Annotated in this window: 20 protein-coding genes; 12 read left to right on the top strand and 8 right to left on the bottom strand. The window is 71.5% G+C overall.

Features of this window, described 5'->3' with window-relative positions; translation table 11 throughout:
* Nucleotides 1–5: 5 nt before the first annotated feature.
* Nucleotides 6–839 (bottom strand): DUF3097 family protein, encoded by an 834-nt coding sequence (locus tag LQ938_RS04605; protein ID WP_223723509.1) that lies wholly within the window; start codon nt 837–839, stop codon nt 6–8.
* Between the two features lie 132 nt (nt 840–971).
* On the opposite strand from LQ938_RS04605, the gene LQ938_RS04600 reads away from it, so the two are divergent.
* Genes LQ938_RS04600 through LQ938_RS04585 form a run of 4 tightly spaced genes read left to right on the top strand, consistent with a single transcriptional unit; the run spans nt 972 to nt 5,175 of the window.
* On the top strand, nt 972–2,990 hold the full coding sequence (locus LQ938_RS04600) for a TPM domain-containing protein (RefSeq protein ID WP_223723510.1): 2,019 nt from the start codon (nt 972–974) through the stop codon (nt 2,988–2,990).
* 52 nt (nt 2,991–3,042) lie between these two features.
* Entirely contained in the window at nt 3,043–3,840 is a 798-nt protein-coding gene (locus LQ938_RS04595; RefSeq protein WP_223723511.1) for a PspA/IM30 family protein, read from the top strand.
* A gap of 52 nt (nt 3,841–3,892) precedes the next feature.
* On the top strand, nt 3,893–4,714 hold the full coding sequence (locus LQ938_RS04590) for an arginase family protein (RefSeq protein WP_223723512.1): 822 nt from the start codon (nt 3,893–3,895) through the stop codon (nt 4,712–4,714).
* A complete protein-coding gene (locus LQ938_RS04585) occupies nt 4,711–5,175 on the top strand; it encodes a Fe-S oxidoreductase (RefSeq protein ID WP_223723513.1) in 465 nt (154 codons plus the stop codon). The genes LQ938_RS04590 and LQ938_RS04585 overlap by 4 nt, the downstream gene beginning before the upstream one ends.
* Nucleotides 5,176–5,843: 668 nt before the next feature.
* On the opposite strand, the gene LQ938_RS04580 is transcribed toward LQ938_RS04585, so the two are convergent.
* From LQ938_RS04580 to LQ938_RS04570, 3 genes are all read right to left on the bottom strand, one after another.
* Nucleotides 5,844–6,311, bottom strand: coding sequence for an SIP domain-containing protein (locus LQ938_RS04580; RefSeq protein ID WP_223723514.1), 468 nt, complete (start codon nt 6,309–6,311; stop codon nt 5,844–5,846).
* A gap of 129 nt (nt 6,312–6,440) precedes the next feature.
* Nucleotides 6,441–7,166: a tyrosine-protein phosphatase gene (locus tag LQ938_RS04575; RefSeq protein WP_223723515.1), complete on the bottom strand. Its 726-nt coding sequence runs from the start codon at nt 7,164–7,166 to the stop codon at nt 6,441–6,443.
* On the bottom strand, nt 7,163–7,633 hold the full coding sequence (locus LQ938_RS04570; protein WP_223723516.1) for a carboxymuconolactone decarboxylase family protein: 471 nt from the start codon (nt 7,631–7,633) through the stop codon (nt 7,163–7,165). The genes LQ938_RS04575 and LQ938_RS04570 overlap by 4 nt, the downstream gene beginning before the upstream one ends.
* 84 nt (nt 7,634–7,717) lie before the next feature.
* Between LQ938_RS04570 and LQ938_RS04565 the strand changes: the two genes are divergently transcribed.
* The 6 genes from LQ938_RS04565 (at nt 7,718) to LQ938_RS04540 (ending at nt 13,802) form a co-directional block, all read left to right on the top strand.
* Nucleotides 7,718–8,734, top strand: a complete 1,017-nt coding sequence (locus LQ938_RS04565) for an alpha/beta fold hydrolase (RefSeq protein ID WP_223723567.1) — start codon at nt 7,718–7,720, stop codon at nt 8,732–8,734.
* Nucleotides 8,735–8,847: 113 nt separating this feature from the next.
* Nucleotides 8,848–10,356, top strand: a complete 1,509-nt coding sequence (locus LQ938_RS04560) for an ABC transporter substrate-binding protein (RefSeq protein WP_223723517.1) — start codon at nt 8,848–8,850, stop codon at nt 10,354–10,356.
* A complete protein-coding gene (locus tag LQ938_RS04555; protein WP_223723518.1) occupies nt 10,353–11,303 on the top strand; it encodes an ABC transporter permease in 951 nt (316 codons plus the stop codon). Before LQ938_RS04560 ends, LQ938_RS04555 begins: the two co-directional genes overlap by 4 nt.
* Complete coding sequence (locus LQ938_RS04550; RefSeq protein WP_223723519.1) at nt 11,300–12,202, top strand: ABC transporter permease; 903 nt, start codon at nt 11,300–11,302, stop codon at nt 12,200–12,202. Before LQ938_RS04555 ends, LQ938_RS04550 begins: the two co-directional genes overlap by 4 nt.
* The gene (locus LQ938_RS04545; RefSeq protein WP_223723520.1) at nt 12,199–13,002 is read left to right on the top strand and encodes an ABC transporter ATP-binding protein; all 804 of its coding nucleotides are present in this window, start codon (nt 12,199–12,201) and stop codon (nt 13,000–13,002) included. The genes LQ938_RS04550 and LQ938_RS04545 overlap by 4 nt, the downstream gene beginning before the upstream one ends.
* Nucleotides 12,999–13,802, top strand: coding sequence for an ABC transporter ATP-binding protein (locus LQ938_RS04540; RefSeq protein ID WP_223723521.1), 804 nt, complete (start codon nt 12,999–13,001; stop codon nt 13,800–13,802). Before LQ938_RS04545 ends, LQ938_RS04540 begins: the two co-directional genes overlap by 4 nt.
* Nucleotides 13,803–14,309: 507 nt before the next feature.
* Here the strand turns inward: LQ938_RS04540 and LQ938_RS04535 are convergent.
* From LQ938_RS04535 to LQ938_RS04525, 3 genes are read right to left on the bottom strand one after another with little or no spacing between them, the layout of a single operon-like run.
* On the bottom strand, nt 14,310–14,921 hold the full coding sequence (locus LQ938_RS04535; protein ID WP_223723522.1) for a GNAT family N-acetyltransferase: 612 nt from the start codon (nt 14,919–14,921) through the stop codon (nt 14,310–14,312).
* Between the two features lie 10 nt (nt 14,922–14,931).
* The gene (locus LQ938_RS04530) at nt 14,932–15,645 is read right to left on the bottom strand and encodes a uracil-DNA glycosylase (protein ID WP_223723568.1); all 714 of its coding nucleotides are present in this window, start codon (nt 15,643–15,645) and stop codon (nt 14,932–14,934) included.
* A gap of 20 nt (nt 15,646–15,665) precedes the next feature.
* Entirely contained in the window at nt 15,666–16,163 is a 498-nt protein-coding gene (locus LQ938_RS04525) for a phosphoribosyltransferase (RefSeq protein ID WP_223723569.1), read from the bottom strand.
* 134 nt (nt 16,164–16,297) lie between these two features.
* Between LQ938_RS04525 and LQ938_RS04520 the strand changes: the two genes are divergently transcribed.
* Nucleotides 16,298–17,788 carry an MFS transporter gene (locus LQ938_RS04520; RefSeq protein ID WP_223723523.1) on the top strand — a complete coding sequence of 497 codons (1,491 nt, stop codon included), beginning with the start codon at nt 16,298–16,300 and terminating at the stop codon, nt 17,786–17,788.
* Nucleotides 17,789–17,818: 30 nt separating this feature from the next.
* Here LQ938_RS04520 and LQ938_RS04515 read toward each other — a convergent pair whose 3' ends face one another.
* The gene (locus tag LQ938_RS04515; protein ID WP_223723524.1) at nt 17,819–18,598 is read right to left on the bottom strand and encodes an SDR family oxidoreductase; all 780 of its coding nucleotides are present in this window, start codon (nt 18,596–18,598) and stop codon (nt 17,819–17,821) included.
* Nucleotides 18,599–18,735: 137 nt separating this feature from the next.
* Between LQ938_RS04515 and LQ938_RS04510 the strand changes: the two genes are divergently transcribed.
* Nucleotides 18,736–20,058 (top strand): bifunctional o-acetylhomoserine/o-acetylserine sulfhydrylase, encoded by a 1,323-nt coding sequence (locus tag LQ938_RS04510; RefSeq protein ID WP_223723525.1) that lies wholly within the window; start codon nt 18,736–18,738, stop codon nt 20,056–20,058.
* The last annotated feature ends 8 nt before the right edge of the window (nt 20,059–20,066 follow it).

Raw genomic sequence — 20,066 nt, 5'->3', positions numbered from 1 at the left:
CCCGCTCAGGCCGTGACGAAGTCGATGAGCTCCTCGACGCGTCCGAGCAGCGCGGGCTCCAGGTCACGGTAGGAGTGCACCGACGCGAGGATCCGCTGCCAGGCCCGGGCGAAGTCCGCCTGGTCTCGCGCCGGCCAGCCGAGCGCGCGGCAGACGCCGGTCTTCCAGTCGGTGCCGCGGGGCACCTCGGGCCACGCCCGGATGCCGACCGCCTGCGGAGTCACGCACTGCCACACGTCGATGTACGGGTGGCCGACGATCCGCACGTGCGCGCCGTGCCGGCCGCGCTCCACCGCCTGCGCGATGCGGGCCTCCTTCGACCCCGTCACCAGGTGGTCGACCAGTACCCCGTACCGGCGCTCGGCGTTCGGCGGCTCCGCATCCAGTAGGTCCGAGAGCAGATCGACGCCCTGCAGATACTCCACCACCACGCCTTCGACCCGCAGGTCGTCGCCCCACACCTTCTCCACGAGTTCGGCGTCATGCCGCCCCTCGACCAGGATCCGGCTCGGTCGCGCGACGCGGGCGCGCGCATCGGCGACGGCGAAGGATCCGGATGCGGTCCGCTTCGGGGCGCCAGCGGCGGCGGGCGGCGCCGCCACGAGCACGACAGGGGCGCCGTCGACGAGGAAACCAGGCCCGAGCGGGAACATCCGTCGGCGCCCGTGCCGGTCTTCGAGCTCCACCAGCCCGCCCGTCACCGACATCACCGCGCCGCAGTAGCCGTCCTCCGCCACCTCGACCACGAGATCGCGCGAGGCCGGGATCCGCGCGAGCTCGCGCTGGTGCTTCGCGCGCCATCCCGCGGCGAGAACATCGTGTCCGTATCGGTCGTCCATCGGGGGGTCAGCGTACCCACGCGAAGCGCCCGAGGACGGCAGCGACCCGCGTGCGTGCCATCCCGGGCAGAACACAAGATCCACTGCATAGACTTCACGCGGGGGCGCGTTCGTGCCCGGAGGAGGCAACGGATGCGCGCGCGCGGGAGTCTCGCCCTGGCCGCCGTCTGCGCGGTGGTCCTCCTCGGTGCGGCGCCCGCATCCGCCGCCGATCCGGTCACGCTCGAATCGGGCTACGTCCTCGACGAAGCCGCCGTGCTCGGCTCGGACGAGATCGACGCCGCCGAGGTGCGCCTCGACCAGCTCGCCGACGACACGGGCCTGGACCTCTGGGTCGTCTTCGTCGACCGGTTCAGCAATCCCGCAGATGCGGAGGGCTGGGCGAACGCCGCGGCCCAGCAGAACGGTCTCGGGACCAACCAGTATCTGCTGGCGATCGCGGTCGACGCGGGTCAGTACTACCTCTCCGGCGACGCCGCCGGCCCCCTCGACGAGAACCAACTGTCGACCATCGAGCAGCAGAACGTGCTGCCGGAGCTGCGTGACCAGGACTGGAACGGCGCGATCGCCGCCGCCGCCGCCGGCATCACGGATGCGGCCACCGGCGGCTCGGGTGCCGGTGACGGATCCTCCGGGGTCGATGCGGGAGTCGTGATCGCGGTCATCGCCGGTGTCGCAATCGTGGCCGTGGTCATCTTCTTCGTGGTGCGCAGCCGCCGTCGCCGGCCGGGCTCGGCGGGTGCGACTTCGGCCTCGGGTTCGGCTCCGGCCGAGAGCACCGCCGACCTCGCCCGACGCGCGTCCGCAGCGCTCGTCGAAACCGACGACGCGATCCGCACCGGTGAGCAAGAGCTCGGCTTCGCGACCGCCGAGTTCCCCGCATCCGCCACCGCCGATTTCACGGCGGCCCTCAGCGCCTCCCGCGCCGAGCTCGACCGCGCGTTCTCTCTGCGCCAGAAGCTCGATGACGAGGTCGCCGACTCCGACGAACAGGTGCGGGCGTGGCACTCCGAGGTGCTCGCGCTCTGCGCGCAGGCGACCGGCCGGCTCGAAGAGCAGTCCGAACGGTTCGCCGCGCTCCGCCGGCTCGGCGCCGACGCGCCCGCCGCGATCGAGCGACTCGGCGCGCTCCGCACGGCCGCCGGCGACGCCCTTCCCGCGGCGGCCGACCGGTTGGCGCGGCTCGAGGCGACCTATGCCGGGTCGGCGCTCGTCACCGTCGCCGACAACGTCGCACAGGCGCAGCACCGGCTCGGCTTCGCCGACGAACAGCTCGCCGCGGCCCGTGCGGCCCTCGCTACGGGCGACACCGGATCCGCGGCACTCGCGCTGCGCGCCACGGAAGACGCACTGACGCAGGCGCAGGGTCTCGCGCAGGCCGTGCGGACGCTCGACGAACAGCTCACCGCAGCGGCGGCGCAGGTGCCCGTCCTCCGCGCCGAGATCGAGCGGGAGATCGCCGCATCCGCCGCGCTGCCCGACCCGGACGGGCGCCTCGCGGCGGCCGTTGCCGGGGCGCGCGCGGAGATCGACGCCGACCGCGCCGCGAGCGACCCCGTCGCGGCGCTGCAGCGCCTGCAGACTGCCGACGCCGAACTCGACGCGCTGCTCGCCGCCGCGCAAGACTCCGCCGCCCGCACCGAACGCGCCCGGCAGCTGCTCGGACCTGCCCTGACCCAGGCGCAGGCGCAGATCTCGGCCGCGGAGGACTTCATCGCGGCGCGGCGCGGCGCCGTCGGCGCGACCGCCCGCACGCGGCTCGCCGAGGCGGGAGCGAGCTTCGCTCAGGCACGGCAGGAGCAGTCGGCGGATGCGGAGCGCGCCCTGCAGTCGGCGCAGCGGGCCAGCCAGCTCGCAGCATCCGCCATCGACTCGGCCCGCGGCGACGTCGACGGTTTCGCCCCGACCGGAGGCGGCTCGGACATGGGCGCCATGCTGGGCGGCCTGCTCGTCGGCTCGATCCTCGGCGGGGGCCGCCGCAGCAGCGGGTTCGGCGGCGGATTCGGCGGGGGCGGATTCGGCGGCGGATCGCTCGGCGGCGGATCGCTCGGCGGCGGGTCGCGGAGCGGATTCGGCGGCGGGCGCTCACGCAGCGGCGGCGGAAGTTTCGGCGGGGGCGGCCGCTCCCGCCGCGGTGGCGGCAGATTCTGATCCGGACCGGCACCCGCCGCATCCGGAATCGACCTCAAGGAAAGGAAACACGATGGCCAAGCAGTCCATCTTCGGACGCATCTCGACCCTCGTCCGGGCGAACGTCAACGCGATGATCGATTCTGCGGAAGACCCGCAGAAGATGCTCGACCAGCTCGTGCGCGACTACAGCAACAACATCGCCGACGCCGAGTCGGCGATCGCCGAAACGATCGGCAACCTGCGCCTCCTCGAGCGCGACCACCAGGAAGACGTCCAGGCGGCAGCCGAGTGGGGCAGCAAGGCGCTCGCGGCGAGCCGCCGCGCCGACGAGATGCGGAACGCCGGCAACGGGGCGGATGCCGACAAGTTCGACAACCTCGCCAAGATCGCTCTGCAGCGCCAGATCTCCGAGGAGAGCCAGGCCAAGGCCGCCGCACCTCAGATCGCTGCGCAGACCGAGGTCGTCGACAAGCTCAAGGACGGCCTCAACGGCATGAAGACGAAGCTCGAGCAGCTGCGCACCAAGCGCAGCGAACTGCTCGCGCGGGCCAAGGTCGCCGAGGCGCAGAACAAGGTGCACGACGCGATCAAGAGCGTCAACGTGCTCGACCCGACGAGCGACATCGGCCGGTTCGAAGACAAGATCCGCCGCCAGGAGGCGCTCGCGCAGGGCAAGGCGGAGCTCGCCGCCTCGAGCCTCGACGCCCAGTTCGAGAGCCTCGACGACATCGGTGAACTGACCGAGGTCGAGGCCCGGCTCGCCGCGCTCAAGGCCGGCGGGTCGACGCAGGGCGCTCTCGGCGCCGGCGCCGAACCGCAGGCCGCGCCGCAGCAGCAGATCTCGCAGCAGCTGCCGCACCAGCAGTGATCTCCGACGGGGCCGCGTCCGCGCGGCCCCGTCGCTCCCCCGAGGAATCCCCGTGACCCGTTTTCTGATCGTTCCGCAGTGGCAGGGCTCGCCCTCCGCGCGGGCCATGAATCTCATCGACGGCGCCGACGCCATCGCCGGAGACCTGCCGCGCAGTGCGTGCGAGCGCATCCCCGTGCCGCTGGAAGCGGGCGACGAGCTCGGCACGGGCGTGCACCGTTACAGCGCACTCCGCCAGGTGCGGTTGGCGCTGGATGCGGCGTTCGCCCCGCTCACGGAACGCGCGTTGACGATCGGCGGTGACTGCAGCGTGGCCGTCGCGGGCGTCGGGCGCTCTGCCGCGGACCACGGTCGGGTGGCCGTCGTCTGGGCCGACGCTCACCCCGATCTGCATTCCCCCGAAACCTCGACCTCGCACGCGTTCGGGGGCATGGCTCTCCGCGCCGTCCTGGGTGACGGCGCTCCCGAGCTGACTCTCCCGTCCGGCACCGTGCGGCCGAGCGATGTGATCCTCGTCGGTGCCCGCGCCCTCGATGACGCCGAGGTCGACTACATCGCGGCGCACGGCATCCGGATCATCGATTCCGAGGCGCTCCGCGATCCCGCCGCGCTGGCGACTGCTGTGGCCGAACTCGGCGTCGACGCGGTCCACGTGCACGTGGACGTGGATGTGCTCGACCCCGCCGAGATGCCCGGGGTCAAGGCGTCCGAACCGTTCGGTGCGGCGCTTGCCGACCTGATCGCCGCGATCAAGGAACTCCGCGCGGCGACGCCTCTGGCCGGCGCGTCGTTGGCCGGCTTCGCGCCGGCTTCGGCGGCGAGCGCGCCGGATGACATGGGAACCCTGCTGCGACTGATCGGAGCCCTCGCATGAACGCTCGTCCCGCACCGGCCGGATGGCGCGAGCGCGCCGCAGCGGCCGTCGAACGCGGCCGTAGGATCGACCGCTTCATCCCCGCGGCGCTCCTCGACTCCCCGATCAGCCGCGCCGGTTACCTCTACGGCTGCGCCGTCGGGTGGGTCTGGGGAACCATCTGGAGCCGCGGACGCATCGAACGGCACGGATCGCTCTTCGTCTTCCGCGGCCTCCCCGAGTGGGCGTTCCCCCGCGGGGGCGTCTGCGTCGGGCACTGCTTCCTGACCGGTGACGCGCCGGTCGACGACCGGCTCCTCGCCCACGAGAGCACGCACGAACGGCAGTGGCGGCGGTACGGCTTCCTCATGCCGGTGCTATACCGGTTCGCCGGGCGCGATCCGCTGCGCAACAGGTTCGAGATCGAAGCCGGGCTCGAGGACGGCAATTACCTCCCCCGCACCCGCCGCCCCGCGGCCTGACCCCTCCGCCGCCCGGCATCACCGCCGCTCGGCGTCCCCTCGGCCTGACTCCCCCGCCGCATCCGGCGCCCTGCGCCCGCCGCCCGTCGTACGACGCCGGGCGGTCCGGCATCCGCCGGCATTCCTCGCTCACATGGCGCAATCCGCGGGGCCCGGCGACCGATTGCGACACTTGAGCCCGCGAGGGCCTCGCTCACGTGGCGCAATGCGCGTGGGCCGGCGGCAGATCGCGACACGTGTGCCAGCGAGGCGCTCACGCCACCCGGGCACCCCACCTCACTCGGGCACCCACCTCGCCCGGGCACCCCACTCCGCTCACGTGGCCCAATCCGCAGGCCCGAGCGACCGATTGCGACATCTGAGCCCGCGAGGGCCTCGCTCACGTGGCGCAATGCGCGTGGGCCGGCGGCAGATCGCGACACCTGAGCCAGCGAGGCGCTCACGCCACCCGGGCACCCCACCTCACTCGGGCACCCCACGCCACCCGGGCACCCACCTCGCCCGGGCACCCCACCTCGCTCACATGGCGCAATCCGCAGGCCCGAGCGACCGATTGCGACACCTGAGCCCGCGGGGGCCTCGCTCACGTGGCGCAATCCGCGTAGGCGGGCGGCAGATCGCGACACGCGAACACGCGCGAACGTGCACGGCGTGGTGGCGGGCGGAGCTCAGCGGTGGATGACGGCCGCGAAGCGCTCGGGGGTGCGGATGCGGTCGGCAGGGATGCCGTGGGCCTCGGTGAGGTGGTCGACGATATCGGCCGTGCCGAGGTATCCCCCGAGCAGAGTCACCGAGGTGCCGCACGCCTCTTCGGTGCACAGCATCTCGTCGGCCCACGCGATGACCGCACGGCTGAGCGCACTGCCGGGGGCGCACGCGCGCCCGGTGCCCGGAGCGCCACTGCGCTGCGAGCGGGCAAGCCAGGTGATCGTCATGCGCGCCGGAACCGTGATGTCGACGATGTCGCTCTCGTCCAGAACCTCGACGAACACGCGGCCGGTCGAGCAGAGCGGCAACGTCGTCAGGAGCATCTCCAGGTCGGAGAGCGACGACTCGTCGGCCGTCACCAGATGCTGCGCACGCACGTGCTTGGATGCACGGCAGGCGCTGGCGCTGTGGGTGAGGTTCTCGGACATGACTCGTTCATCCTACCCCTCTGAAGGCAAGGCTCGCCTAACTCGGTCACGATCTCCCGACGCCGCTCGGCGACGAGCGACCCACCCGGCGCGAGCGACCCACCCGGCGCGAGCGACCCAGCGAGCGACTCAGCGGGGAGCGATCAGGATGCGGCGCAGCTCGGCGAGTTCGTCATCCGAGACACCGGCGGCACGAAGATAATCCGCCGGATCGCCGTGCGAGCCGCGCAGCCGCTCGAGCAGACCCCGCATGGCGGGTTCGGGTGATCCGGTGACGAGTTCTTCCAGGTGGACCGCATCCGGATGCACCCGGCGCAGCCACGAGACGATCCGCCTCGCGCGTTCCGGGTCGAGGTTCGCCGCCGTGCGTGCGTAGTCAGCCACCACGGCGTCCTCCTCGACGCCTGCGGCCGACAGGATGAGCGCGACCGACACCCCCGTGCGGTCCTTACCCGCCGTGCAGTGCACCAGCACCGGCTGCGTTTCGATCACCGCACGCACGACCTCCACCAGGCGCGGCGCGCTCTCGTCGACGATATGCGCGTAGAGCTCGTCGAGGCTCATGTCGTTCTCGAAGAAGGAGGCGACCGAGCCCAGCACGAGCGGCACGCGCACCGTGTCGGCCACCGCGAGGTCACCGAGCGTCGGCTCGAGCGCCACCTCGTCGTCATCGCGCAGGTCGACGATCCGGCGCAGGCCGATCCCCGCGATCTGCGTGCGAGCCGGCTCGTCGATCCGCGCGAGCGATCCGGAGCGGAAGAGCACCCCGGAGCGCGTCGTGCCGGTCGCCGCGGGCAGTCCCCCGACGTCGCGGAAGTTGACGGCGCCCGCCAGCGCCGGCGTCAGCGTACTCACGATGCCGAGCGCGGCGGAACCGGGTACCGGCCCGCGATGGCGACGCGGTTGAACGCGTTGATCGACACGAGGATCCAGCTGAGGGCCACGTACTCGGGTTCGGTCAGGATGGCGCCGACCCGGTCGTAGACGTCATCTGCGACGCCACCCTCATCGATGAAGGTGATGGCCTCGGCGAGCTCCAGACCGGCGCGCTCGCGCTCGGAGAAGACGCCCGATTCGCGCCAGGTCGGGATCTGCGCGATGACATCGGCGTCGAGCCCCGCGGTGAGGCCGCGATCGACGTGCACCCGCACGCAGAAGGCGCATCCGTTCAGTTGCGAGGCGTGCAACTGAACGAGTTCTTTCAGGCGATCGTCGATGCCACCGTCGGTCGCGACTTGCCCGACCGACTTCGCGAACGCCTCCAGCGCGCGGTAGGCGGACGGGGCGGACTTGGCGAGATGGACCCGGCGCTCTTCGCTCATAACGCCAGGGTAACCGCGTGTGACACCGAACGGACGGGTGGTCGGAACGGCGCGTAGCATTCTGCCGTGACCGACGACGCCGCGATTTCGACAGCCCTCCCCGATGACACCGCGGAGCGGGGTGCGGACTCCTTCGACGAGTTCTCGTTCCTGCCGGTGCAGGCCGCCGAGATCGGTCGCGTCGAGCCGCCCCCAAGGGTTCGGCGCGTTCGCCTGGGCCTGCCCGACGGGCGCACTCTGTCGGCGCTCCGCTATGGCGACAGTCCGCCGGTCGCGACGTTCCTCCATGGCGCGGGCCTGAACGCGCACACCTGGGACACGACGGTTCTCGCGCTCGGCCTTCCCGCGCTCGCGATCGATCTCGCCGGGCACGGCGACTCCTCGTGGCGGGATGACCTCGACTACTCCCCCGCCACGCTCGCACAGGACGTCGTGGCCGCCGTCGACGCGTGGACCGACCGACCGCAACTGCTCGTCGGTCACTCGCTCGGCGGACTCACGGCCGCGGCGGTCGCCGCCGCGCGTGCGGACCTCGTCGACCGGCTCGTGATCGTCGACATCACCCCCGGCGTGAATCCGGATGCGGGCCCCCGCCAGGTGCGCGAGTTCTTCGCGGGCCCCACCGACTGGGCGTCCCGGGACGAGTTGGTGGACCGCGCGCTCGCCTTCGGTCTCGGCGGCAGCCGCGACGCGGCGGCGCGCGGTGTGTACCTGAACTCTCGCGTCCGCGCCGACGGACGGGTGGAGTGGAAGCACCACTTCGCACACCTCGCTGCGGCGGCGGCCGCCGCATCCGCCTCTTCCGTTCCGACGCCGGGTGCCGGCGACCCGGTGCGGAACGTGCTCTCGCACTCCGGTTGGGACGATCTGGCCGCCGTCCACTCCCCTGTGCTGCTGATCCGCGGCGCCGAGGGATACGTCACGGAAGCGGATGCCGAAGAGTTCGGCGACCGTCATCCGACCGCCGCGATCGTCGTCGTCGACTCGCACCACAACGTGCACGAGGAGATCCCGGTCCGCCTCGCCGAACTGCTGCGGGACGAGGCCGCGCTCCTCTCCTCTTCCGGTGCGCCGACGCCGGAAGAGGTCGCCCGACCCTAACGGCTACGCCGCATTACGCCCGGGCGGCGCCCCTCCCGGGCACCCCGCTCTAGGCTGGTACACCGCACCGACCTCCCGCCATCACCCGCCCGCGCCCCGGGCGAAAGGACCTCATGTTCCGCCGCACATCTCTGGCCGCCGCCGCCCTGCTGGCCGCCGCCGCGCTCACCCTCACGGCATGCGCGGGCCCGTCCTCGCCCGTGGCCTCGACCGCCGGCCCCGCTGACCCCGATGCGACCGTCTCGGTCCGTCTCGTCCTCGAGCCGACGAACCTCGACATCCGCGAGACGTCGGGCGCCGCGCTCGACCAGATCCTGATCGACAACGTGTACCAGGGGCTCGTGTCCCGGACGCCCCAGCAGGAGATCGTCCCCGCGCTCGCGAGCGACTGGACCGTGTCAGACGACGGACTCACCTACCAGTTCACGCTGCGCGACGGAGTCACGTTCCACGACGGCCAGGAACTGACGGCGCAGGATGTCGTCTGGTCGCTCACCCAGCACCGCGACACGGCGTCGTGGATCGATGCCAGCACGCTGGCGGGTGTCACCGGCATCACCGCCGACGGGCAGACGATCACCCTGACGCTCGCCGGCCCCGACTCGCAGCTGCTGTGGAACCTCACCGGCCGCGCGGGCGTCGTGCTGAAGGAAGGCGACACGGTGGACTACAAGACCGCCGCGAACGGCACCGGGCCCTTCACGCTCGACAACTGGACGCAGGGCGCGAGTATCACGCTGGCGCGGAGCGACAGCTACTGGGGCGAGCCCGCCGCGGCCGCCGAGGTCGCGTTCGAGTACATCCCCGACAACCAGGCCGCGCTGAACGCCGCGCAGGCGGGCGAACTCGACGTCGTCACCGGGTTCGACGCGAACCTGAAGGACCAGATCGAAGCGAACGGCGACTTTGCCCTGTCGATCGGCGCCTCCACCGACAAGGGCACGCTGGCGTTCAACCAGACCTCGGGCCCGCTCGCCGATAAGCGCGTGCGCCAGGCCATCCGCCAGGCGATCGATCACGACGCCATCGTCGAGGCGCTCGGCGCCGGAGAGACCCTCTACGGACCGATCCCGTCGCTCGACCCCGGCTACGAGGACCTCTCCGACGTCGCCCCGTACGACCCGGATGCGGCCACCCAGCTGCTGGCGGATGCGGGCGCCGAAGACACCGAGCTGACCCTCACCATCCCGAACTTCTACCCGACGACGATCGCGCAGCTGCTGGTCTCCGACCTGAATGCGGTCGGCGTCACCCTCACGGTCAACTCGGTGGACTTCTCGACCTGGCTGCAGGACGTCTACACCAACCGCGATTTCGACCTGAGCTTCGTGCTGCACACCGAGGCGCGCGACTTCCAGAACTGGGCAAACCCCGAGTACTACTTCACGTACGCGAACCCCGAGGTGACCGACCTGTACGCGCAGTCGCGGGCCGCGACGAGCGACGACGAGGCCGACTCGCTCCTCGCCGAAGCCGCGCGGATCGTGTCCGAAGACGCCGCCGCCGACTGGCTCTACAACGGCGCATCCGTCGCCGCCGTCTCCACCCAGGTCAGCGGCATGCCCGCCGACAACCTCAACGAGCGCCTGAACGTCGCCGAGTTGAGCAAGAGCGCCGGGTGATCCGATACGCGCTGACGCGGCTGGCCCTGCTCATCGTGGGGCTCGCCGTCGCCAGCGCGATCATCTTCCTGGCGCTTCGGGTTCTGCCCGGTGACATCGCGCAGATGATCGCCGGGACCCAGTCGACGCCCGAGCAGGTCGCGGCCCTCCGCGACCGGCTCGGGCTCGACCAGCCGCTCCTCGCCCAGTACCTCGAGTGGATCGGCGGCGTCCTGCGGGGCGACCTCGGTACATCGCTCGTGACCGGCACGCCCGTGGCGAGCGAGCTCTGGCAGAAGGCGCAGGTCACGGTGCCGCTCGGCGCGCTCGGTCTGCTCATCGCCCTCGCGGTCGCCGGGCCGCTCGGCGTCGTCTCGGCGCTTCGCCGCGGGCGCGCGGGCGGCACCGCGATCGGCGTCACCGCGCAGGCCCTCGCCGCGGTGCCGACCGTATGGGCCGGCATGATGCTGGTCGTCGTCTTCGCGGTCTGGCTGGGCTGGTTGCCCGCGCAGGGCTTCCCGCGCGCGGGCTGGAGCGATCCCGCCGCGGCGTTCCGATCCCTTCTCCTGCCCGCCCTCACGATCGGCGTCGTCGAAGGCGCGATGCTGCTGCGCTTCGTGCGCTCGGCCACCCTCCAGGCCGTCGGCCAGGACTACGTCCGCACCGCCGCCGCCACCGGGCTCACCCGCACGAAAGCCCTCATCCGGCACGGCCTGCCGAACGTCGGGCTCTCGGTCGTGTCAGTGCTGGGCCTGCAGATCGCCGGCATCATCGTGGGCGCGGTCGTGATCGAGCAGCTCTTCGCGCTTCCCGGAATCGGCCGCATGCTGGTCGAGGACGTCGGCAGGCGCGACCTGCCGAAGGTGCAGGGCGAGCTTCTGGCGCTCACCGGGTTCGTGCTCATCATCGGCTTCGTCGTCGATCTCGTCCATCGCGCGATCGACCCGCGCCAGAGGGAGTCGTCATGACGCGAACGGATGCGGAACGCCGCTCGTGGCTGCGGCGCCTGTGGGCGTTGCCGACCGGCGTCTTCGGCTCGGTGGTCGTGCTCGTCATCGTCGCCACCGCGCTCGTGTCGCTGGTCTGGACGCCGTTCGACCCTCAGCTCACCAATGTCGCGGGCCGCTGGGCCGCACCGGGATGGCCGCACCTGCTCGGCACCGATGCGACCGGCCGCGACATCCTGAGCCTGCTGATGGCCGGATCCCGGACGACCGTCTTCGTCGCCGTCGGCGCGGGCGTGATCGCCACCGCGCTCGGTCTCACCCTCGCCACGATCGGCGCGCTCAGCGCCCGGTGGGTACGCGAATCGATCGCGGTGCTCGTCGACATCCTGATCGCCTTCCCCGTGCTCCTGATCGCCATGATGATCTCGGCGGTCTTCGGCGGGTCGCTCTGGGTCGTGGTGTGGGCCGTCGGCATCGGCTTCGGCGTCAACATCGCCCGAGTGAGCCGCCCGGAACTCCGCCGCGTGCTGCACAGCGACTTCATCGTCGCCGGACGCGCGGCCGGACTCACCCCCGCGCAGATCCTGTTCCGGCACCTGCTCCCCAACGTCGCCCCGGTCTTCATCGTGCAGCTCTCGTGGGGGATGGCCGTCGCGGTGCTCGCCGAGGCGGGGCTGTCGTACCTGGGCTTCGGTGCCCCGGTGACGGAGGCGTCCTGGGGCGTGCTCCTGTCACAGCTGCAGCAGTACCTGTCGGTGCATCCGCTGTCGGTCGTCTGGCCGGGACTCGCCATCACCCTCACCGTGCTCGGATTCAACCTGCTGGGCGACGGCCTGCGGGACGCCACCGACCCGACCCTCTCGCACCGCGGCGGCAGCGCGCGCCGGGCACGCACGCACCTCCCGGGAGTGGTCGCATGAGTCTCGACGTACGCAATCTTTCGATCGACATAGACGGTCGACGGGTCGTCGACGACGTCTCCTTCCAGGTGCCCGACGGTGCGCGGGTCGGCATCATCGGCGAGTCCGGGTCGGGCAAGTCGCTCACTGCCCTCGCGATCCTCGGCCTCCTGCCCGACGGCGCGCACGCCGACGGCAGCATCCGCTGGAACGGTCGCGAGCTCCTGGGACTCCCCGACCGCGACCTGGCGGCCGTCCGGGGCGCCGAGATCGGCATCGTCTTCCAGGAGCCACAGACGGCGCTGAACCCCATCCGCACGGTCGGTCGGCAGATCAGCGATCCCGTCCGCATCCGCGAGCGCCTCTCCCGCGGCGACCGGCGCGCCCGCGCCATCGCCGACGCCGAGCGCGTACGGCTGCACGACCCGGCCCGCATCGTCGATCGCTACCCGCACCAGCTCTCCGGCGGTCAGCGCCAACGGGTCGCGATCGCCGTGGCGCTCGCATGCCGCCCGCAGTTGCTGCTCGCCGACGAACCGACGACGGCGCTGGACGTCACCATCCAGGCCGAGATCCTCGACTTGCTGCAGGGTCTCGTCTCGGATGCGGGCATGTCGCTCGTCTTCATCACCCACGACCTCGCCGTGCTCTCGCAGATCGCCACGCACGCGATCGTGCTCGAACACGGTCGGATCGCCGAGTCCGCCCCCGTGCACGAACTTCTCACCGCTCCGCGATCGCGCGTCGCGCAGGGGCTTCTGCGCGACGCGACCGCAACCGTGTGGCGTCCCGCGCCCGGCACCGAGGAGGAGAGCGCATGAGCGTCCTGGTCAGCGGACGCGGACTCAGCCGCGCCTACCGCGCGCCGCGCGGAGGCGTATTCGGTCCGCGCCCGCTCACCCACGCGCTCCGAGACGTCGATCTGGACGTCGAGGAGGGTTCCGCGCTCGGGATCATCGGCGAATCGGGGTCGGGCAAGTCGACGCTCGTGCGCCTGCTGCTCGGCCTCGACTCCCCCACGTCCGGCACGGTCTCCTTTGACGGACGCCCGGTGGACGCGACCGCATCCGCCCGGAGCCTGCACTGGCTGCGCCGGCAGACCGGCATCGTCTTCCAGGACCCGTACGCGTCTCTCGACCCGCGGATGAGCGTCGGCGCGATCGTGGCCGAGCCGCTCTGGGCGCTCCGGATCCCGGGCGTCCACCGGGCGCGGGTCGGAGAAGTGCTGCGCGATGTCGGCCTGGATGCGGATGCCGCGGCCCGGTACCCGCACGAGTTCTCGGGTGGTCAGCGGCAACGCATCGCGCTCGCGCGGGCGATCGCGCATCGACCGCGACTCCTCATCGGCGACGAGCCGTTGTCGGCGCTCGATGTCACCGTGCGCGCGCAGATCCTCGAGCTGCTGACCGAGCTCCGCACCCGCGATGCGCTGACGCTCATTATGGTGTCGCACGACATCGGCGTGGTGCAGAGCCTCTGCGATCAGGTCGTCGTGATGAAGGACGGCGTCGTGGCCGAGCGGGGTGCCACCGAGCAGGTGCTGCTGCATCCGCAGGCCGCCTACACGCGCCGGCTGCTCGCCGCCATCCCGACGATCGCCCCGCGCGACCCCACGCCCTGACCCGCGCACTGGCCCCCACGCGCCGAGCCGCCCACGCGCGCGCCCGCCAGGCCGGCCGCTTCCGGCCGTGAGACTGCAGCTGAGCCACGAGACGTGTGCTCCGAGCCGACGTCTCGCGCCGCGACTGCAGTCTCGCGGGTGGAGCGAGTCGGTCCGGGCGGGCGGGTCCGGCGGGCGGGGCGGGCGGGTCGGGCGGGTGCCCCCGGGTCTGACGCGGGCGAATGCGCGTCGGGCCGCCCGCGCCAACTCCTCCATATCCGCACGGGACGGCGGCTTCGACGCCCGAAACGCGCATTCTGGAGGAGTTAGCGGCGGCGGACGCCGAGCATCGGCCGCCCGTCGGAATCAGGATCCCGGGCGGGGCAAGCGGGCGAACGCGCCGCGGGCCCGCGCCAACTCCTCCACATCCACACGAGACGGCGGCTTCGACGCCCGAAACGCGCATTCTGGAGGAGTTAGCCAGCGAGACGGCGGCGTGAGGCGCGGGGCAGCGGCCTCGGGCGCGGGTCAGCGGCGGAAGAGGCCGCGCTTCTTCACCGGCTTCAGCGACTTCTGCAGGTAGATCGTGCCGAGCCAGCGGCCGAACTTGAAACCGACGCGGCCCATCCGCCCGACCTCGACGAAGCCGAGCCGCTCGTGCAGCGCGATCGAGCCTTCGGCGCCCTTGTCGCTGATCACAGCGACGAGTTCGCGGATGCCCTTCGCCTCGCAGGCCGCGATCAGCGCCTCGAGCAGCGCACGACCGAGGCCTTTTCCGGATGCGGCCTGGCCGAGGTAGATCGAATCCTCGACCGTGTAGCGAAACGCCGACTTGCCCGCCCACGGCTGCACGAGGGCGTAGCCGAGGATCTGTCCGGACGGAGATTGCGCGACGAGGAAGGGCAGCTCGAGCTTGGCCAGGAGGTCGTACTTCTCGCGCCACTTCGCGAGCGACCACCGCTTCTCGTCGAACGTCACGACCGAGTTCGTGACGTAGTAGTTGTAAATCTCGCGGATGTCAGGAAGGTCTCGCGGCTGCACCGGCCGGATCTCGTACTCGAAGGGCCGTTCGTCGTCTGCCGAACGACGAAGGTGACGGGGCATGCGCCGCCGACTGCGGTCGTATTCCTCCTCCAGCATGGCGCTCAGCCTACGCGGAGACGTCGTCCGGCGACGGTCGCTCGACCCGCCAGTCCACCTCGCGCGCACCCTGCTCGACCAGGAGTGCGTTGGCCCGTGAGAAGGGTCGCGATCCGAAGAACCCGCGACGGGCCGAAAGCGGCGACGGATGCGGTGACTCGATCACCGGCGTCGTCCCAAGCAGCGGGCGGAGCGCGGCGGCATCCTTCCCCCAGAGGATCGCGACGAGCGGTGCGTCCCGCTCGGCGAGCACCCGGATGGCGTGCGCCGTGACCGCTTCCCATCCCCATCCGCGATGCGATCCCGGCGCGCCGGGCGCCACGGTCAGCACCCGATTGAGCAGGAGCACCCCCTGGTCGCTCCATGCCGAGAGGTCGCCGTGCCGGGCGGGCGGGATCGCGAGGTCGTCCTCGAGTTCGCGGTAGATGTTGCCGAGGCTCCGCGGCAGCGGTCGCACATCCGCGTCCACCGCGAACGACAGACCGATCGGGTGCCCGGGGGTCGGATAGGGGTCCTGGCCGACGATCAGCACACGGACGTCCTCGAGCGGTCGCTGGAACGCCCGCAGCACCCGGTCACCGGCCGGCAGATACGGCCGACCGGCCGCGACCTCTGCGCGGAGACGGTCGCCGAGCGCGGCGATCTCGGGCGCCACCGGTGCGAGGGCCTCGGCCCAGCCCGGATCCAGGCGACCGGATGCGGCGAGCTCCGCCAGCGACGACATGTCGGGGTGCGCGGGGGCGGTCACGCGGATGCTGGCAGGCCCGCGTCCTCTTCGTGCACCGAGCCCTGCCACGACCACGGGAAGTCGATCCAGAGATCCGTGTCCTTCCAACTGAAGTCGGGCTGGATGATCGTGGTGGGCTTCGTGTAGATCACGGCGGAGCGGACGTCGGCGCCGCGTTCGGTCAGCAGCCGCACGGCGAGGTCGAGCGTCCGACCGCTGTCGGCCACGTCGTCCACGAGCAGCACTCGGCGCCCGTCCAGGTAGGTCATGTCGAGCTCGGGGGGCAACAGCTCCGGGGCGTCGAGCACGGTGCCGATTCCGGTGTAGAACTCGACGTTGATCGCGCCGCAGTTCTTGATGCCCAGCCCGTAGGCGATGGCGCCCGCCGGCAGCAGTCCGCCGCGCGCGATCGCGACGACGACCTCGGGCACGAATCCCGCGGCCAAAACCTTCCGGGCCATATCGCGACTCGCGTCACCGAAGCCGTCCCATGTCAGTACTTCCCGCTCCGGCATGCCCGCATCCTGTTCGCTCACCCGCCCAGCCTACGACCGGTGGGCACCCCCGCCCGTCCGTCGTGCGCACCGGCGGACGCTCCCGCCCACCCGTCGTGCGCACGGGCGGCCGCCGGAACCACTAGCGTGTCGCCATGACCCGTCCGCTCACCGGTGATCGCCTCCGCGCCTCCGCGCTCGGCATCACCGCATCCCTCATCGGCTGGTTCGTGCTCGTCGAGATCACGAGCGGGATCCTGCAGGGGTACTACGTGCCGCTGTTCAGCGACATCGTGACGCATCTCGGGGTGCACGACTCCGATGTGAACTGGTTCGAGGCGGCGCAGCTGCTGCTCTCGGCGCTGGTCGTGCCGGTGCTCGCGAAGCTCGGTGACATGTACGGCCACAAGCGCATCCTGCTGATCGCGACGGTGCTCACGGCCGGCGCGACCTGGTGGATCGCCTTCGCCGGAACGTTCTGGAGCTTCCTGATCGCGTGGGCGCTGCAGGGCTTCTACGTCGTGTGGCTCCCGCTGGAGATCGCGCTGATCTTCGAGCGCGGCCGCCGTCAGGGCCGCGGAGTGTCGGCGACCCGGCGAGCGGCGGGGCTCCTGGTCGTGGGGCTGCAGGCCGGCGCCATCGTCGGCGCTCTCGCCGCCGGCCGCATCTTCGCCGCGACCGCGGAGAACCTGTCGCTCACGCTCATGTTCCCCGCGATCGCCGTCACCCTCGTCGGCTTCGTGATCTGGTTCGGCGTGCCGGAGTCCACGCCCGTCCGCGGCCGACGCCTGGATGGTGGGGGTTTCGTGCTGCTCGCGCTGGCGCTGCTGCTGGTGACGAGCGCGCTCACCTTCCTGCGCCTGAACGGACCGGGATCGGTGTGGACGTGGCTGCTGTTGGCCGCCGGACTCGCCCTGTTCGCCTGGTTCGTGCGGTTCGAGCTGCGACAGGACGATCCCGCCGTCGACATCCGCGTTCTCCGTAGGCCCGAGATGTGGCCCGTGCAGGCGACCGCGGCGCTGGTCGGCATCAGTCTGCTCGGGGCGCAGGGACCGCTCTCGACCTACGCCGGCACGGACTCATCGCTCGGATACGGACTCGGGCTCGACGCGACCGGCCGCTCGAACGTGATCGGCGTCTACCTCGTCTCGCTGATCGTCGGTGCCGTGCTGTTCGCGGTGACGTCTCGTCGCGCGCGCCCCCGTGTCGTCCTCATCGGTGCGGCGCTGCTCGTCGGGATCGGCTACCTGCTGTTCCTGCCGTTCCATCTGGAGCTCTGGCAGGTGCTTCTGAACCTCTCCATCGCCGGGCTCGGATCCGGCGCTCTGGTCGCGGCTCTTCCCGCCGCCGCGGCGGCTGCCGCTCCGCGCGGGCAGACGGGCATCGCGTCGGCGCTCACGAACACCACGAAGACGATCGGCGGCACGTTCGCCTCGGCGGTCTTCGGGGTCGTCCTCGCCGCGGGGGTCGGCGCGATCGCCGCCGAGACGGCCGCGTCGCTCGGCGGCTACCTCGCGGTATGGACGATCTGCGCGATCGGCGGTTTCGTCGCCGCCGCCGTCCTCTTCGTCGTCCCGAAGGTCGCCTTCGCCGACAGCGACGAGGATGCGGCAGGCGCGACCGCCGCCGAGTCCCCGATCATTTGACCGCCGGGCCGGGAGGCCGTCGGTACCGGATCAGCCCTGCCGCACCCGCAGCGGACCGCGGGCGAGCACGTGCTGCGCGGACTGCGCGACCGGACGCACCGTCACGAGGTCGAGGTTGACATGCCCCGGAGCGCCGAGCGCGTAGGCGATGACGTCGGCGACGTCGTCGGCCGACAGCGGGTTCTCGACGCCCTCGTAGACCCCCTCGGCGGCCGCGGCGTCGCCGCCCAGCCGGTTCAGGGAGAACTCCTCGGTGCGCACCATCCCGGGCGCGATCTCGATGACGCGGATCGGCTCGCCGTTCAGCTCGAGACGCAGTGCCCGCACGAGCATCTCCTCCGCCGCCTTCGCGGCGTTGTAGCCCGCGCCGCCGGGGTACGCGACCTGCGCCGCGGTCGAGGTCACGAAGAGCGTGTCGGCGTGACCGTCGGATGCGGCCGCCCGCCGCAGCAGCGGCAGCAGGTGCGCCACGAGCCGCTGCGAGGAGAGGACGTTCGTCTCGTACATCCAGCGCCAATCCTCGACCGCGCCGTCCTCCACCCGGTCGGTGCCGCGGGCGCCCCCGGCGACCTGCACGAGTGCGTGCACGGGGCCGGAGTCGGCCAACCATCCGGCGAGCGCATCGATGTCGGACTCGACCGTGAGATCGGCAGCGTACGCGACCGCGCCCGTCTCGGCTTCGAGCGCTTCGAGGCGGTCGGCGCGCCGCGCGACGGCGACCACGTCCCATCCTCGGGAGCGCAGCATCCGTGCCGTCGCCTCCCCGATCCCCGAGCTCGCTCCGGTCACCACTGCACGCCTGTTCGTCATACCACCCACGCTACGGGCTGCCCGAGGCGGTGGTGTTACGTCACGTGTCCCGCGCGTTGTCGCCCACCCCGGGCGGTTCTACGCTCGAGGAGTCCGCGACGCCCGCCGCGACATCACCGAATCTTCAGGAGCATGCGATGTCCGCACCCGAGAACTGGCGCTTCGAGACCAAGCAGGTCCACTCCGGCGCCGCGCCCGACCCGACCACGAACGCCCGGGCCACCCCGATCTACCAGACCACGTCGTACGTGTTCGACAACGCCGACCACGCCGCGAACCTCTTCTCGCTCGCTGAGCCGGGCAACGTGTACACGCGCATCATCAACCCGACCACCAGCGTCGTCGAAGAGCGCATCGCCGCGCTCGAGGGCGGCACCGGCGCGCTGCTCGTGGCCTCCGGCCAGGCCGCCTCGACCTTCGCCGTGCTGAACGTCGCCGAAGCCGGCGACCACATCGTGTCGTCGAGCTCGATCTACGGCGGCACGTACAACCTGTTCAAGTACACGCTGGCGAAGCTCGGTATCGAGACCACGTTCGTGGAGAACCAGGATGACGCCGACGAGTGGCGTCGCGCGGTCCGGCCGAACACGAAGCTCTTCTTCGCCGAGACCATCGGAAACCCGAAGATCAACGTCCTCGACATCCGCCTCGTCGCCGACGTCGCGCACGAGTCGGGAGTGCCGCTGATCGTCGACAACACGATCGCGACCCCGTTCCTCATCCGCCCGTTCGAGTTCGGTGCCGACGTCGTCGTGCACTCGGCGACCAAGTTCCTCGGCGGCCACGGCACGACCATCGGCGGGGTCATCGTCGACGGCGGTGCGTTCCCGTGGTCTGAGAACGTCGAGCGCTTCCCGGGTCTCACCGAGCCCGACCCGTCGTACCACGGGCTCAGCTACACCGGCGCCCTCGGCGACGGCGTCGCGTACATCACCAAGGCCCGCGTGCAGCTGCTCCGCGACCTCGGCTCCTCCATCGCCCCCCTCAGCGCCTGGCTGCTGCTGCAGGGCATCGAGACCCTGTCGCTGCGCATCGAGCGTCACGTGCAGAACGCGCAGGAGATCGCGGAGTGGCTCGAGAACCAGGACGACGTCGCGTCGGTGAACTACTCGGGCCTGCCGACCTCGCCCTGGTACGCCGCGGCGAACCAGTACGCCCCGCGCGGTGTCGGAGCGGTGCTGTCGTTCGAACTCAAGGGCGGCGTCGGCGCCGGCCGCGAGTTCGTGAACAGCCTCGACCTGTTCAGCCACCTCGCCAACATCGGCGACGTGCGCTCGCTCGTCATCCACCCGGCATCCACGACGCACGCGCAGCTCACGCCCGAGCAGCAGCTCACGGCCGGTGTCACGCCGGGTCTCGTGCGCCTGTCGGTCGGTATCGAGAACGTCGACGACCTGAAGGCCGACCTGGAGCAGGCCCTCGCCTCCGCACGTCGGAGCGTCGAGGCCGCCCGCGCCTGATCACGGCA

Source organism: Microbacterium sp. cx-55 (assembly GCF_021117345.1).
Taxonomy (GTDB): domain Bacteria; phylum Actinomycetota; class Actinomycetes; order Actinomycetales; family Microbacteriaceae; genus Microbacterium.
The sequence above is the reverse complement of the archived record's forward strand: the minus strand, read 5'-3'. Positions and strand labels throughout refer to the sequence as shown.